The following is a 15,746-nucleotide window of genomic DNA, read 5'->3' as shown; positions in this document are numbered from 1 at the left end:
TTAGTTGTGGGTTTTACTGGTTTAAGCGAACCGCTACTTATTATATATTTTTTATGCACTTCCATTCACATATTATAGACATTGTATTTTCTTCAAGCTTTGCGCTTACAACTCCATTCATCTTTTCCATTAAGCTTTTTACAATAGACAGTCCCAGTCCTACACCTTTTCCCATTCTCACCTTATCTGCCATATAGAATCTATCAAACATATGTAATACATCTTTTTCATCGACGCCTACACATATATTTGAAATAGAAAAGATAACTTTAGCATTATATTCTTCTAATTTGATTTCAATATCTTTCACCGCATATTTTAATGTATTAGAAAGCAAGTTATCTATTATTCTCTCTAGGTTATCCTTATTGCCCATTATGAAAATTGGTTTATCCAAAATGCTTATTTTAGGTTCTATCCCTTTGCTCTCAAAAGCTTCATAAAGCGATAAAATTTCATCACGTACTATATTAGTTAAATTTACTTTTGTCATCTCTAATTCATAATCTTCACTTTCTATTGAAGCTAACTCAAAAAAATCATTTATAAGCGCATTTAAATGATTAGTTTTATTTTCGATTATCTCTAATGCCTCTTCTTTATCTATAGAATTCTGTTTAAGAAGTTTTAAATATCCTATTATTGATGTTAATGGGGTCCTTAAATCATGAGACATATTAGCTATCCCTTGTTTTAATGTGTTTTCGAACATTACTTTTTCTTGTTCACTTCTTCTATAAAGTTCCATATATTCATTAATTTCAAAAGCTAAGTCTTCTATATGTTTATCATCTATTTCAATATTAACTTTTTTATTGGTTTCTCGCACTCTAAAATTTTTGATTTGCTTAGTTATAGCTTCTATTTCTCTTTTATATAAATGTAACTTAATAAGTGCTACTGTTGAAATTAATATTAGAAAAATAATTATTAAAATAACTATATACATCTCATTTCTCCCACTCATATAATAAAATTTTTACTTATTTTTAATTAATATCTTCATGCCTTACATACAACATACTCACTCCAATTGTTATAATAAAAGTTAAAAGTGATGAAATTATCCCAAATATAATTTCTTCTTTAGGTGCAAATCTTAATATTGCCCCTCGCCCAGCAACATAAGGAAGTATATATGCACTTATGTTTGAAAGAAATAATTGAATCAACAAAAATATAACCGGTGAAGCAAATGTACAAAGAGCACTCTTTGTTGTTATAGCAATCATAGCTATTATACATATTGTGGCTGCACTATACATTATTCCAATAATAATTACTCTGATTAAATATAAAATAACATTTAAATTTAATACTTCACAAAATTCATGATTTATTGAAACATATATAACTAAAATTGTTGTATAAATTATTTCTAAAAATAAACAAGCAATTATAAATACTATTAATTTACTTAATATAACCTTACTTCTCGTATATCCATAACTGAAACTTTTACTTATATTACTATTTTTAAAATCCTTAGCAATAAATTCTCCGCCTAATAATGCAAATATAAAACTAGTATATATAATATATTCGAATCCATATTGTATTGAAGATGCACCATTCACAATAAGATTAGACTTTACATTTTGTAGTTTATGTATATCATTATCCCATATAATAATTAAAAAAAATGAAGCCACTATTGCTAAAAATATTATTCCAATAAAATAATTACTTTTTCTTAATTTGTAAAATTCTCCTCTAACTAAATTACTCATTACCTTCGCCTCCAACTAACTTAGTAAAATAATCCTCCAGAGATTCACCCATTTGCATTATTTCTTTAACTCCTATGTTATGTTTAGATAGAGCAATAGTAATCTTTTCCCCATCAAATTCATCATATATTCTTATGATATTATCTGGAAAAACTTCAAAGTCTTTTATTCCAATCTCATTTTCTAAAATAACTGAGACATCAGAAGAATCATTTACTTTCAAATGAAGATAAGTTCTACATTTATTTGAAAGTTCATTAGCTGTCATTTCTTCAATTAATTTTCCATTATCTATAAAACCATATCTATTGGAAATGTGAGTTAGTTCAGATAACATATGACTTGATATTAAAATAGTTGTTCCTCTTTCTTTATTTAATTTTAGTAAAAGCTCTCTTATTTCTTTTATCCCAATTGGATCTAATCCATTCATAGGCTCATCTAAAACCAAAAATTCTGGCTCACTTAATAACGCCATAGCAATTCCTAGTCTTTGCTTCATTCCTAGTGAAAAATTTTTGGTTTTCTTCTTCTCTACCCCCTTAAGTCCTACTAAATTTAAAGTCTCACTAATACATTTGTTTCCTGGAATTCCTCTTTGAATTTTGACAAGTTCAAGATTTTCCCCCGCAGTCATGTTAAGATAAAGAGCTGGCGATTCTATTAATGTACCAATTCTACTTCTTTCCTTAATAATCTCTTTCTCCTCACTATGACCAAACAGTTCAACTTGTCCATTATTAGGTATAACAAGACCTGTAATCACTCTAATCATAGTTGTTTTTCCAGCACCATTTTTTCCTATAACACCATATATATCACCTTTTTTTATATTTATGGACAAATCATCTAAAACTTTGTACTTACCATATGTTTTTGTAATGTTGCTAGCTCTAATTACATATCCACTCATTTTTTACCTCCTTATGAATCATACTTTTATCATAACTTATGTTTCATAAGAAAACTTTACTAAAGTCTTTCAAAAGTCTTAAATCTTCTAATGTTCATTTTACTACTTTTTTAGTTTATACCCCATTGCCCAAATTGTTTCTATATAGTCTTGACTATTATTTGCAATGGACAGCTTTTTTCTTAATCTACTCACATGTACATTAACAGTATTATCATCACCAGAGAATTCTTCGCCCCATATACTTTCAAAAATATTAGATTTACTGTATACCTTGTTTGGATTAGTTAATAATAATTTTAGCAATGCAAATTCTTTTGCAGTTAACGTAACTATATTTTGTCCCACTTTTACTTCTTTACTTTCTATATTTAAACTGATATCTTTATAAGACAAAATATTATCCCTATTTTTATTTTTTTCATTAGTACAAAATTCTAAATACCTTCTCAAATTAGAATTAACTCTTGCAACCACTTCATCTAGATCAAAAGGCTTACAAATAAAATCATCGGCTCCTTTTTCTAATAATTCTACCTTAGTCTTTTTAAATGTTTTTGCACTTATTACAATTATCGGAGCTTTTGTTATTTCTCTAATTTTTACTATAACCGCTTCTCCACTAATCCCTGGAATCATCAAATCTAATAAAATCATATCCCACCATTCATTTTCTACACACATTAAAGCTTCTGTTCCCGAAAAAGCTGCTCTAGTTCTATATCTCTTATTTTCAAGCATAGTACAAAGTAATTTATTAATATCATTTTCATCTTCAACTACTAAAATTTTAGCTCTTTTATCCATATTCCACCCCATTATAAATAATAGTATAAAAAAAACCACAACTAATTATTAATTAGTTGTGAGTTTTACTGATGGAGGCGAAGCATGGCGGGTGAAATTCACTATATAAAGTGAATATTATTTCACCCATTAACTTATACCTCCAACCCTCATCTCATTTATGATTTTAAACTATTTGCTATCCCTTTAAAGAAATCTCCAATAGAAGCACACACACCTGCGAACCAACTTTTAGTTTTATCACTCTGTAATGTATTTTTCATCGTACTAGCTACACCCTCAAGTTGTCCTTTTACTTTATTGTAATCCAAGTTTAATTTATTTACATTTGTCATTAACCCAACAATATTATTTACATCATCCTTAGACAGCTTGTAACTGTAATTATCCGTTACATTATTTACTATTTTCTTTATGCCTTCCTCATCCTTAGGTTTATCTTTTATAACTTCACTCTTTACTTCATTTATTAATCCTGAAGCTTTATCTTGTCCAATTTTTTCACCTAATTTGCCTGTAACTGCAACCTCTTCATTAGCTGTTTTTTTTGTTTTTTCATCTAATTTCTTACCGTCTTTACTATTTTCAAATCCCTTTAGTATGCCAGTCATAGCTGCCGTACCTGATACAGTGAATGGTGCAGAAACTTTAACATTAGCATTCTCAATTCCTGCTGTAATTAGAGCATTCTTTATCATACTAGCATTTACCCAAGTTACATTATGTGTATTCACTACTAAACCACCAGTAGTTGTTGGCTCAATATATGAACATGATATCGACTTATTGCCTAATTGACCTTTAGATACAGTATCTCCTAGATATTTCTTTTCCTCAGTAGACGTAACTTCAACAACACTTGCACTATTACTATCTACATTAAAATACTTTAGCATGTTTTGTTTCTGCTGATTCGTCAAATCAGCTCCTATAGTAACACTTTTATATGAATCAGCGTATACATTATTTATAGGTGTTGCAAACAAACTTGCTGCTGTTAAAATTATACCTAAGACTAATTTTTTATTCATTTAAAAAACCCTCCATATTTCACATTATTTTATTGTTGCGACTTAGATATATTATAACCCAAATTATACTAATATTGAATTATTTTAATGTGAATATTTGCTTCTTACATAAATACCCTAGGATTTTCACAGGTCATTAACCCTGACATAATACAAACACCATCTGCACCTGCATTAATAGCCTTTTGAGCATTTGCAGGCAAAATGCCCCCAATAGCATAAACAGGTATATTTATGGAGCTACAGACTGATGATAAAAAGTTTAGGCCTCTTGGTGGAACGTCTTTTTTACAGTTAGTCGCAAATATATGTCCTGCTATAATATAAGTTGCACCTAAATTAACAGCTTCTAGTGCTTCATTTACTGAGTGGATAGACACTCCAACTTCATTAAATTCATTGCATATATCCGGCTTAGATTTTAAAACATGTAAAGGCAGATGAATCTTTTTACAATTAAGTTCTCTAGCTACTTTATAATAAGTGTGTAATATACACTCTGTATTATTTTCTTTACATATTTCTAATACCTTAGTTGCTAGATTTTTATAATCATTTTCAGATAAATCTTTTTCTCTAAGTACTATACTCACAGACTTAATCATTGTGTTTTTTTCATTCAATGAACATATGCTTTGTATCTGCTGTAAAAAGTCATTATTACAAAGATGCCGATTGGTAATTGCAAGTAGTTTATACATATATATAATCACTCATAACTGGTTGAAGACCATGATCCTTAATTACATCAGATATTTCCGATACTGTACGGGGGTCCGAAATCTCAAATTGTTCATCACCTTTAGCCTCATCTTTAGCACTATGACCGCCTATTCCAACTGAAACTCCAGCTGAAATTTTAGTTGCTGCAAGTCCAATTACATTATCACGAAACCCAGCACGTTCACGAGTTGATATAGTAATGTTTGCAAAAGGCAAAAATATTCTATATGCAGTAATTATCTGTAACAACTGCTTCTCATGTACATCTTTTGGATTAATTTTGTCATTATTAATTATTGGACATAATCTTGGACATGAAAGAGCAATTTCAGCATGTGGATACTTACGTTGAAGAAGGTATGCATGAAGCCCTGTTGCTAAAGCATCCTTTCGAAAATCATCTAGTCCCAGAAGGGCAGCAAATCCAACACCGCGCATACCACCTTTTAATGCTCTTTCTTGTGCGTTAAACCGATAAGGGAAAACACGTTTGTGCCCCTCTAAATGTAATGTTTCATATTTATCTGAATTATAAGTTTCCTGGAATACAGTAACAAAATCTGCACCACATTTATGTACGTATTCATATTCATATGAGTTCATTGGATATACTTCAAGACCAACCACCTTAAAATATTTTCTAGCTATTTTACAAGCTTCACCAATATACGAAACATCAGACATACTACGACTTTCACCAGTGAGAATTAATATTTCTTGTAATCCAGTACTCGCAATACTTTGCATTTCTTTTTCTATTTCACCTGCATTAAGTCTCGCACGCTTAATTTTGTTGTAGCAGTTAAAACCACAATAAATACAATAGTTTTCACAATAATTAGAAATATAAATTGGAGTAAACATATAAACTGAGTTACCAAAATGCTTATGTGTTTCTACTTTAGCACGCTTAGCCATGTCCTCAAGAAAAGGTAATGCTGCAGGCGATAATAAAGCTGCAAAATCTTCGATATCTAATACATCTTTCTTAAGAGCCATAAGCACATTATGAGCTGTATATTTTTCAGAATCGTATGATTGCATTTTTGAGATAACCTGATCCATAACATTAGATTTAGTCTCTTCCATACCTTCCATATATTTCATATGATCAATCTGTTGTTCCATTTAAATCTCCTCCTTAATCTTCAACAAATCCAGTTAATGGTGATGAAGCGCAGGCACCATTATAAATTACACTACCAAGCCCTGAAAGATATGCGCCTCTTCCAGCAATTATTGCCTTCTTAAAAGCATCCGCCATACCTGGAATATTACCGGCCGAGGCAATTGCAGTATTAACCATAATAGCGCTAACTCCCATTTCCATAGCTTCACAAGCCTGAGAAGGCCTCCCAATTCCTGCATCTACAATAATTGGAAGTTCAATTTCATCAACTAAAATTTTAATAAAATCACGTGTACACAATCCTTTATTTGATCCAATAGGTGCAGCAAGTGGCATAATAGCTGCAGCTCCTGCATTTACCATATCTCTTGCAACATTTAGATCAGGATACATATAAGGCATTACTATAAATCCCTCTTTTGCAAGAATTTCAGTAGCTTTTAATGTTTCATAATTATCTGGTAGCAGATATTTTGAATCACGAATAACTTCAATTTTAATAAAATCTCCGCATCCAATCTCACGAGCTAGACGTGCAATACGAACTGCTTCCTGCGCATTACGCGCCCCTGATGTATTTGGAAGTAATGTAACATTTTTAGGTATATAATCTAAAATATTAGCGCTGCCGCCCAAATTAGCACGACGTAATGCTAAAGTAATAATCTGCGCACCAGCATTTTCAACAGCTGCATTTATTAGATCAAGTGAATATTTTCCAGATCCTAATATAAATCGTGAACTAAATTCATGTCCACCTATAATAAGTTTATCAGTACTATTTTCCATGTTTTCTTCTCCTTTATTTTCTTACTGTTAAATTTATATTTCTTCTATTCCGAGTATTAATCTTAAAACCATATTTGACTGATGACCTGCGCAAATAGTTACACGTGGAGCCATTAGCCCTCGCCCTACCATAGCGCCATTTTCCCCATCACCACACAAATAAAAATTATTTGATATTTTTTTTGTTATTATTGTATTACTGCTTTCATACCCTGCCATTCCTGAAGCTGCTACAATTTTCTTTGATGGGTAACATTCAAGAATAGTATTTACAAGTAAAGCCTTAGCTTTTGGATTATCAAAAGCTTCACAAATAATGTCATCATCTTTAAATAATGCTTGAACATTTTCTCGTGTAACTAAAACAGTATCAATAGTTACTTTAATAAATGGATTTATTTCGTAAATTTCATTTTTTAATGATTCTGTTTTATATAGTCCAAGATGTTTAATTTTATATTGCTGACGATTTAAGTTGCTAGGTTCTACAATATCAAAATCAATTAAATGTAAATGACCTACTCCTGTTCTTGCTAAACTTATTGCTATATTAGAACCAAGGCCTCCAAGACCAGCAATTGCAACCTTGGCAGCTTTAACTTTTTCAAATACATGTGGAGTATGTCTTGCGCACATCAAACTTTCGAATTCATCTTGTGATGGCATTTTACCTTTTTCAATAAAGCTTACTTCATCATTTTCACTAAGTTTATAGTCATCAAAAGTTTGAAATCCATTCAAAATAGTTATTATATTTTTTTCATAATCATAATTCTCTAAACGCAAACCATAAAGAGTTAAACAATTAGTTGTTACTGGTTTACCATTAATTTTTATATTCAAATCAGCCGCCTCCTACAAAACTTACAACTTCAATAACATCACAATCAGTTAATATTTTTTCTTCATATTGAGTTTTTGGCACAATAAAGCCGTTGCATTCAACTGCAACACAAGAAATTTTATAACCTTCTCTTACTAGATAATCAGATAACCTCAAATTATCAACATTTCTTATTTCATTGCCATTTATGTATATCATAATTCCACCCCCCGAAATTTGTATACAACAAAAAAGGTCACACAAAGAACTACACCCGTGGTGGTGTACCCCTTCGTGTGACCTTAGTCATCACTCTTTAACACATTGTAACAACATAATTATATAATGTCAATATAGTTTTTTGCTTGTTTTGCAATACTTAAAAAATAATTAAGTCACTTATAACTTCTGAAATGTCATTAAGTATCTTTATATTCTCAAAGTAATTGTAAACCCTCTTTAAAATATAGGTTGACATTTCATCGTATAAATTTTATACTAAATTTAAATTTATTTTTAAAATTATGGGGGTAAACTTGTATGGAAAAACTAGCTAAAGAAATTATTACTGGAAAGCGTTTAAAAAGAAATGATAATTTGGATTTTTTATTAACAACAGATTTAAAAGAACTTTGCTCAGGAGCTAATATCATTCGTGAAAAATTATGTGGAAAAAAGGTAGATCTCTGTACAATTATTAATGGACGTAGCGGAAAATGTAGTGAAAACTGTAAATTCTGTGCTCAGTCTGCTCATCATAATACAGACATTAAAGAATATGATTTTTTAAACCCAGATGTAATATTAAAAGATTGTAAAAAAAATGAGGCAAATGGCGTACACCGCTACTCTATTGTTACAGCCGGAAGATCCTTAACTGGACCCGATTTTGATAAAGCAATAGAAGCCTATAAAAAGATGCATGAAGAATGTAAAATTAACTTGTGTGCATCCCATGGTTTTTTGACAGGAGAAGAATTTGCACGATTAAAAGAAGCTGGCGTTACAATGTATCATGAAAATATTGAAACTTCTAAAAGGAACTTTCATAATATCTGCACTACTCATTCATATGAAGACAAAATCAAAGAAATTAAACTTGCTCAGAAATCAGGACTTAAAGTTTGTTCAGGTGGAATTATAGGAATGGGCGAAACATGGGAAGATAGAATTGATATGGCTATTAGTTTATCAGAACTTGGAATTATTTCAATTCCGATCAATGTATTAATGCCAATAAAAGGTACTCCATTTGGCAATTTAGAAAGAATTTCTGAGGTCGATATTTTAAGGACAATAGCAATTTTTCGTTACTTAAATCCAAGTTCATATATTCGTATGGCAGCCGGCAGAACTTATTTTGCAGATGGAGGCTCAAAACTCTTCCTATCTGGTGCCAATGCAACACTTACTGGTGATATGTTAACTACTGTAGGAAATAATACTGATCAAGATAAAGTTATGCTTACAGCGCTTGGTTTTGATATTCAAAAATAAAAGGAGACTGAAGTTATGGAAAATGCAAAGAAAATTAATATTCATCACTTAACATTGATTGGGGTTATGGCGGCGGTTATTTGTATATTAGGACCTCTATCACTGCCTATTGGCATAGTACCAATTTCATTAACTAATCTTGCAATTTATTTTTCAGTATATGTACTAGGACAAAAAAGAGGAACCCTTAGTTATATAGTTTATCTTTTCATAGGCCTTGTAGGGCTACCCGTCTTTTCAGGATTTTCTGGAGGATTTACTAAATTATTTGGACCAACAGGTGGATATCTAATCGGATTTATTTTTATGGCATTTATTAGTGGTATTTTCATTGACAAATTTTCCAACAAAATTTATATGTGTTTCCTCGGAATGATCCTTGGTACAATTGTTACATATATATTTGGAACAGCATGGCTAGCCTATCAGTTAAATATGACATTTAATGCATCCTTAGCAATTGGAGTTATTCCATTTATTCTTGGGGACATAGTAAAAATGGTAATTGCATCATTGATTGGACCTCAAATTAAAAAGAGACTTATAAGTGCTGGATTAATTGAATAAATAAAACAAAGACAGAGATTATAATCTTCTCTGTCTTTTTTGAATATCATTACCATATACACAAATTTCTGTTAATAAGGCAATTAAGCATAGTGGGATTAATGAAATAAAAACTCCTGCTACAGGTACAATACTTAAAATAAATATCATAAATGCAAGGGCGAATATTCGAGGAAAGCCCATTATAATCAATCCTATGACTGACAATATTGTGTTTGTAGTAGCTATCATTATTTGAGCGCGTATTACTTTACCAAAAGGATTTAAAAAGTTATTACAAGATACTCCTTCATAATTTTTAATTGGTATCTATCATTGTATATTAATTTGTAACAAACTTTAGCCCAACAACACTGATAATTATGCACGAAATAAAAACAATACGCTTCAAATCTCGTGATTCCTTAAAAAAGAGCATTCCTACAATTACACTTCCTGCAGAACCGATTCCGGTCCATATAGCATACGCTACCCCTAGAGGTAAGGTAACTATAGCGAGAGATAATAAGTAAAAACTTACTGCTCCGAAAATTGCTAACCCAATAATGGGTTTCCAACGGGTAAAATTTTCACTTAAGTTCATAAAAGTTACCATGGCCACCTCACAAAACCCAGCGGTAATTAAAAATATCCATGCCATTTTATCACCTCTCCACCTTTTTAATTGTTGCTTTATCATCTTTTATATTATTTGATTGACCTATCATAATTTCCTCATTTTTAGTTTCTTTACTAATTCCACCCTTGCTTTCTATGGATACACTTTTTAATCCCATAATTGATCCAACAAGCAATCCAATAAATAAAATTTTCATAATGCTTACATCATCACCAAAAAACATCATACCAACGGTTACAGTTCCTACTGAACCAATACCCGTATAAACCGCATATGCTGTTCCTACTGGAATAACTTTCATTGCACTTGTTAAGAAATAAAAACTTAATAACATTGTAATTATAACAACAATGCTTGGAAATGTTCTCGTAAATCCACATGAATATTTTAATCCAAAAGTAAAACAAATTTCTAACAAACCACCTACAACGAGATATAGCCATGCTAGCTTTGAATTTTGTTTACTTACATTTTTTGAAACTACATTTATCATTTACATCACCTCATTTTCCATCGAAAGTTCTACATCATAAGCCTTATAAAACATAACAGTGTGTCCATCGACTTTAACACCTATATATTGATCTTAACCTCTCTTTAGCCATATAAATTATAATGTAAATTTCTTCACAGATTATCCTAATTTGTTAGTTAAACTAACTTGATTTTCCATTGATTGATTTGCTTCATTCATAATTGAATTTATTTCCGATAAACTAACATTAATTTCGTCTGTGGAGTTAGAATTTTCCTTAGATATTTCTACAACTTTATCAATTACTTTACTAATTTCTTCAATGGATATATTCATCAATTTAGCAGAAGAAGTTACTTCTGTAGATATTTTATTTATAAGCTTTGCATCATTTTGATATTGAGTACCTGTTTCTAGTAATAATTCATAATCAGCTTTTACATTATTATCTATGTACTCTAGAATATCTTGAGAACCCATTGAAAGGTTATTAAAAACTTCTCTTACTTGGGCAACTAGGATTTCTATATTTGAAGTAGCCTCTGTGGATTGTTCAGCTAGTTTTTTTACCTCCTCAGCAACAACTGCAAAACCTTTACCTTGTTCGCCTGCTCTTGAAGCTTCAATAGTTGCGTTTAATGCAAGAAGATTTGTCTGAGCAGAGATACTTTTTATTGTATCAGACATTATTTTAATTTCTTCTACTATTTTACCTGCCTCAATGGCTCTAAGAATTTTTTCTTGCTTTTCGCTATAAGTTAAGTTTGCCTTTTCAAGAGTAATAGTCTCTCAGCAATCATCATTACTAAATTGTTTAACCCATTTATTATAATAATTTTGTCTTTATGCATAATTTAATTATCTTCTCTTTTAATTAAGCCATATAAAATAATATTGTTCATTGCTTTGAGTGCAGAATCAAAGCTGACCTGACTCTTGGCAAGAAATTCATAGTCTAAAAGCTTTTTTAGTGTTTCATTCAGCATTAACTTGAGTATAACAGTATCTATTTCTTCAAGTTCCCCATTTTTTATACCTTGCTCTATCAACTGAATAACTGCATCCCAACTAGTATCCACGTAATTATTTACTTTCTCCCACAAATAGGGATAATATTGTTGAAGATCATCCATATGTATAATAATAGATCCGAGATTGTATGCATCAGGTATATTGTTAAAATAAAGTTTGATTTTTTCTTGAAGTGTAAGCTCATTATTTCCAAGTATTTCGGCATCTGACGTAATCATTTCATTAAAAACGAATTCTATCGTTTTTTCTATAATTTCATCTTTGGTAGAAAAATAAGAATAAATCGTACGTTTACTCGTACCGAGTTCTCTTGCCAAATCTTCAGTCGTAAATCGAGATCCTTTGCTTGCAAAAAGTTTTAAAGTTTTTAGATATATATCTTTTTCCATATACTTACATACCTCCATTTAGTATCTTTGGTACTGTATTCGCGTTTACAGTACCATTGTAATTACTAGAAGTTCTTTTGTCAATATATAAAATTATAAAAAAAATCAAATTTTGCTTTTCTATTTTCCTATCTTGCCTTGCCTCAGTTGCCGTTTCACGTATTGACAAAAACAATTATAATAATTATACTGGTACCATAAACATAAATTCGGTACCGGGGTCTACATAGCAAAGGAGTTGATTAAATGATTTCTAAAACTAGAGTAAGTGGAATAATACATATTGTGGGCGGTGTACTCGCTATAGCTGCACTTGTATTATTAATTGTATTTTCGTCTCTAAAAGCTACAGCTTGGCATATAGTTTCATTTTCAATTTTTGGAACAACATTAGTATTACTTTATACAATGAGTTCCTTATATCATATGTTACCAGTAGGTTCTAAAGTTCAGAAAGTATTTAGATATTTTGACCATATGGCAATATATCTTTTAATTGCTGGTACATATACTCCGATTGCATTAATACCTTTAAGGGGTGGTTGGGGATGGAGTATGTTTGGAGTTATATGGGGTTTGGCTATAATGGGTATTATATGGAAATCTATATCGACGGGGAAATCAAGAACTGTATCAACTATACTATATGTATTAATGGGTTGGGTTATTATAATTGCATTTCATCCAATGATTAAAACTGTACCTATAGGTGGTCTTTTCTGGCTCGTTTTAGGAGGAATTTTTTATAGCATTGGTGGTATCATTTATGGATTAAAAAAGCCTAATTTCAATATACCTTGGTTCGGTTTCCATGAAATATTCCATGTATTTATAATTTTAGGTAGTTTTTGTCATTTTTGGATGATGTTCAATTATCTTATGTATATACGTTAAACCTTTAGAGTATTTGGCGTATATCATTACCTATTTTCTTATAAAAATCAAAGAACAGATTACTGCTAAAAATCCGCAATAATCTGTTCTTTAAATTAATTGGTCTACTTACTTAGACATTTTTTTAATACTTTCCCAAATACCATTTAAATATGTAGCTCCTAACGCCCTATCGTACAAGCCATATCCAGGCATCGCTACTTCTCCCCAAATTGCTCTTCCATGATCTGGTCTAATAACCCCATCGAATCCAATATCATATAATGCTTTCATTATTTCAAACATATCAAGAGAACCATCGGAAGACAAATGCGCAGCTTCATCAAACTTACCCGGTGCAAGATGTCTAATATTTCTTAGATGCCCAAAATGAATTTTCCCCTTTAATGAACGTATAATATCTGGAATATCATTATCTGGATTGGATCCAAGGGATCCTGTACATAAAGTAACTCCATTACAAGGACTATCAACCATAGTTACTAATTTTAATAAATTTTCTTTTGATGTCATAATCCTTGGCAAACCAAACACTGGCCAAGATGGATCATCAGGGTGAATTGCCATCTTAATCCCGTATTTCTCGCAAGTTGGCATAATTCTTTCTAAAAAATATTTTAAATTAGCAAATAATTTTTCTTCATCTACATCTTTGTATAAATTAAATAATTCTTTAATTTTTGCCATACGTTCAGGTTCCCATCCTGGAAGCACAAAACCATTAGACTTTTTATCCATAGAATCCATCATTTTTTCTGGATCGATTGCGTCAATTAACTCTTGATCATAAGATAATACTGTAGACCCATCCTCTCTTAATTTTGCAAGATCTGAACGCGTCCAATCAAATACAGGCATGAAATTATAACATACCAAATCTACGCTTTCTTGTCCCAATCGCTCTAAAGTTTTAATGTAATTATCAATATATTTATCCCTATCAGGTGTTCCTACTTTAATTGAATCATGGATATTTACACTTTCAATTCCTTTTAGTTGTAATCCTGCATCTTCAATTTCTTTTTTAATTTCACGAATTTTTTCAGTTTCCCATACTTCTCCAGGTTTTGTATCATATAATGTTGTAATTACTCCAGTAACTCCTGGTATCTGTCTAATTTGTTCCAAAGTTACTGAATCAAATTTTTTTCCAAACCATCTTAATGTCATATCCATAATTTTTTTCTCCTCTAATTATATATTTTTTTAATTCTATAAATTTTAATTACTTATCAAAAGTTAATACTATTTTTCTAATACTAGGATCTTTGCTATCTACGAAATCAAATGCCTTTTGTGCATCTAAATAATTGAATGTATGCGAAATACTATTTTTTAAATCTAAATTTCCTTCTTCAACTAAATTTAAAACTTCTTGGAATTTTTTATTTTGTAATCGAGAGCCTCTTACATCCAATTCTTTTGAAGTAATTTTAAATTGTGTAACAACTGTTGGATCTATAGAAAATCCCATTGTAATTACTCTACCTGCATTTCCTGTTAATTCTAACAATGTAGCAAGAGAGTCTTTTGTACAAGCTGCATCAATAGAAACTGTTGGTCCATATCCTCCAGTCAATTCTTTAGCTCTTGCCACCACATCTTCCTTTAAAAGATTTATTCCATAAGTTGCACCAATTTCCTTTGCCCTTTCGATTTTTTCATCTACTACATCCACTACTATAATCGTAGCTCCACTTAATCTTGCAATCTTTAATATACTGCTTCCTAAAGCACCACATCCAAGGATGAGTAAAGTATCCTCTTTACAAAGCTCAGCTCTAGAACAACTTTGTACTGCAATTGTTGCTGGTTCAATCATTACCGCATCCTCATATGATAAATCATCTGGCAATATATATACATCACATTCTGGCACTGCAATATATTCACGATAACCACCATGAATATGTACTCCCCTTACCTTTAAGTTTGCACAAACGTTACCTCTCCCATGTTTACAAGCATAGCATTCACCACAGTTAACTACTTGATCTATAATTACCCTATTACCAACTTTAATTTTTGTACAATTATTACCAATTTCTATTACTTCTCCAACCATCTCATGTCCAATAACCCTTGGATAAGTAGCTGCTGCATTTTGACCATGATAAATACCAACATCAGAACCACAAATACCAGCCGCTTTCATTTTAATTAATACATTATTATGCTCTGTAATTACAGGTTTATCCATCTCTATAATTTGTAAGTCATATGGTTTTCTAATCATAACTGCTTTCATTTTGTCATCCCCTAAATTGTTTTATTTAAATAAATCCTAAGGATTCTATTTTATAGCAACTCTTGGAACATTTTTATAAT

20 protein-coding genes and 1 pseudogene are annotated in these 15,746 nt (G+C 30.8%); 3 read left to right on the top strand and 18 right to left on the bottom strand.

Going from position 1 to position 15,746, the window contains the following annotated elements; translation table 11 throughout:
• Positions 1-40 precede the first annotated feature (40 nt).
• The 10 genes from A7L45_RS02030 to thiS form a co-directional block, all read right to left on the bottom strand.
• Entirely contained in the window at positions 41-949 is a 909-nt protein-coding gene (locus tag A7L45_RS02030) for a sensor histidine kinase (protein ID WP_071611226.1), read from the bottom strand.
• Between the two features lie 40 nt (positions 950-989).
• The gene (locus tag A7L45_RS02025) at positions 990-1,730 is read right to left on the bottom strand and encodes an ABC transporter permease (protein WP_071611225.1); all 741 of its coding nucleotides are present in this window, start codon (positions 1,728-1,730) and stop codon (positions 990-992) included.
• Positions 1,723-2,643: an ATP-binding cassette domain-containing protein gene (locus tag A7L45_RS02020; RefSeq protein WP_071611224.1), complete on the bottom strand. Its 921-nt coding sequence runs from the start codon at positions 2,641-2,643 to the stop codon at positions 1,723-1,725. The genes A7L45_RS02025 and A7L45_RS02020 overlap by 8 nt, the downstream gene beginning before the upstream one ends.
• A gap of 102 nt (positions 2,644-2,745) precedes the next feature.
• Positions 2,746-3,450 (bottom strand): response regulator transcription factor, encoded by a 705-nt coding sequence (locus A7L45_RS02015; protein ID WP_071611223.1) that lies wholly within the window; start codon positions 3,448-3,450, stop codon positions 2,746-2,748.
• Positions 3,451-3,608: 158 nt separating this feature from the next.
• Entirely contained in the window at positions 3,609-4,481 is an 873-nt protein-coding gene (locus A7L45_RS02010; RefSeq protein WP_071611222.1) for a DUF1002 domain-containing protein, read from the bottom strand.
• Positions 4,482-4,585: 104 nt separating this feature from the next.
• The gene (locus A7L45_RS02005) at positions 4,586-5,182 is read right to left on the bottom strand and encodes a thiamine phosphate synthase (protein ID WP_071611221.1); all 597 of its coding nucleotides are present in this window, start codon (positions 5,180-5,182) and stop codon (positions 4,586-4,588) included.
• Positions 5,175-6,332, bottom strand: a complete 1,158-nt coding sequence (thiH, locus tag A7L45_RS02000) for a 2-iminoacetate synthase ThiH (RefSeq protein WP_071611220.1) — start codon at positions 6,330-6,332, stop codon at positions 5,175-5,177. Before thiH ends, A7L45_RS02005 begins: the two co-directional genes overlap by 8 nt.
• A 13-nt stretch (positions 6,333-6,345) precedes the next feature.
• Positions 6,346-7,122 (bottom strand): thiazole synthase, encoded by a 777-nt coding sequence (locus tag A7L45_RS01995; protein ID WP_071611219.1) that lies wholly within the window; start codon positions 7,120-7,122, stop codon positions 6,346-6,348.
• Positions 7,123-7,155: 33 nt separating this feature from the next.
• Entirely contained in the window at positions 7,156-7,965 is an 810-nt protein-coding gene (thiF, locus tag A7L45_RS01990) for a sulfur carrier protein ThiS adenylyltransferase ThiF (protein WP_071611218.1), read from the bottom strand.
• A 1-nt stretch (position 7,966) separates the two neighbouring features.
• Positions 7,967-8,164 carry a sulfur carrier protein ThiS gene (gene thiS / locus A7L45_RS01985; protein WP_071611217.1) on the bottom strand — a complete coding sequence of 66 codons (198 nt, stop codon included), beginning with the start codon at positions 8,162-8,164 and terminating at the stop codon, positions 7,967-7,969.
• Between the two features lie 321 nt (positions 8,165-8,485).
• On the opposite strand from thiS, the gene bioB reads away from it, so the two are divergent.
• Both bioB and A7L45_RS01975 read left to right on the top strand, forming a co-directional pair.
• The gene (gene bioB / locus A7L45_RS01980; RefSeq protein ID WP_071611216.1) at positions 8,486-9,442 is read left to right on the top strand and encodes a biotin synthase BioB; all 957 of its coding nucleotides are present in this window, start codon (positions 8,486-8,488) and stop codon (positions 9,440-9,442) included.
• A 15-nt stretch (positions 9,443-9,457) separates the two neighbouring features.
• Complete coding sequence (locus A7L45_RS01975; protein WP_071611215.1) at positions 9,458-10,009, top strand: biotin transporter BioY; 552 nt, start codon at positions 9,458-9,460, stop codon at positions 10,007-10,009.
• A 78-nt stretch (positions 10,010-10,087) separates the two neighbouring features.
• On the opposite strand, the pseudogene A7L45_RS01970 reads toward A7L45_RS01975, so the two are convergent.
• From A7L45_RS01970 to A7L45_RS23420, 6 genes and pseudogenes are all read right to left on the bottom strand, one after another.
• A pseudogene (locus A7L45_RS01970) lies at positions 10,088-10,285 on the bottom strand (AI-2E family transporter); the annotation flags it as partial.
• Between the two features lie 46 nt (positions 10,286-10,331).
• Positions 10,332-10,649, bottom strand: coding sequence for a DMT family transporter (locus A7L45_RS01965; protein ID WP_071611213.1), 318 nt, complete (start codon positions 10,647-10,649; stop codon positions 10,332-10,334).
• Between the two features lie 4 nt (positions 10,650-10,653).
• Positions 10,654-11,121 (bottom strand): DMT family transporter, encoded by a 468-nt coding sequence (locus A7L45_RS01960; protein ID WP_071611212.1) that lies wholly within the window; start codon positions 11,119-11,121, stop codon positions 10,654-10,656.
• A 141-nt stretch (positions 11,122-11,262) separates the two neighbouring features.
• On the bottom strand, positions 11,263-11,799 hold the full coding sequence (locus tag A7L45_RS01955; protein WP_257786572.1) for a methyl-accepting chemotaxis protein: 537 nt from the start codon (positions 11,797-11,799) through the stop codon (positions 11,263-11,265).
• 158 nt (positions 11,800-11,957) lie between these two features.
• A complete protein-coding gene (locus tag A7L45_RS01950) occupies positions 11,958-12,542 on the bottom strand; it encodes a TetR/AcrR family transcriptional regulator (protein ID WP_206671185.1) in 585 nt (194 codons plus the stop codon).
• Complete coding sequence (locus A7L45_RS23420) at positions 12,529-12,693, bottom strand: hypothetical protein (protein WP_170288093.1); 165 nt, start codon at positions 12,691-12,693, stop codon at positions 12,529-12,531. Before A7L45_RS23420 ends, A7L45_RS01950 begins: the two co-directional genes overlap by 14 nt.
• Positions 12,694-12,770: 77 nt before the next feature.
• Here A7L45_RS23420 and trhA point away from each other — a divergent pair, with 77 nt between their 5' ends.
• Entirely contained in the window at positions 12,771-13,418 is a 648-nt protein-coding gene (trhA, locus tag A7L45_RS01945) for a PAQR family membrane homeostasis protein TrhA (RefSeq protein ID WP_071611210.1), read from the top strand.
• Positions 13,419-13,526: 108 nt separating this feature from the next.
• Here the strand turns inward: trhA and uxuA are convergent, their stop codons facing one another.
• Both uxuA and A7L45_RS01935 read right to left on the bottom strand, forming a co-directional pair.
• The gene (gene uxuA, locus A7L45_RS01940) at positions 13,527-14,594 is read right to left on the bottom strand and encodes a mannonate dehydratase (protein WP_071611209.1); all 1,068 of its coding nucleotides are present in this window, start codon (positions 14,592-14,594) and stop codon (positions 13,527-13,529) included.
• A gap of 49 nt (positions 14,595-14,643) precedes the next feature.
• On the bottom strand, positions 14,644-15,666 hold the full coding sequence (locus tag A7L45_RS01935) for a zinc-binding alcohol dehydrogenase family protein (RefSeq protein WP_071611208.1): 1,023 nt from the start codon (positions 15,664-15,666) through the stop codon (positions 14,644-14,646).
• Positions 15,667-15,746: the final 80 nt, after the last annotated feature.

The sequence above is a fragment of the Clostridium estertheticum subsp. estertheticum genome (assembly GCF_001877035.1).
Taxonomy (GTDB): Bacteria; Bacillota; Clostridia; order Clostridiales; family Clostridiaceae; genus Clostridium_AD; species Clostridium_AD estertheticum.
Note: the sequence above shows the minus strand (reverse complement) of the source record. Positions and strands in the feature narration are given on the sequence as shown.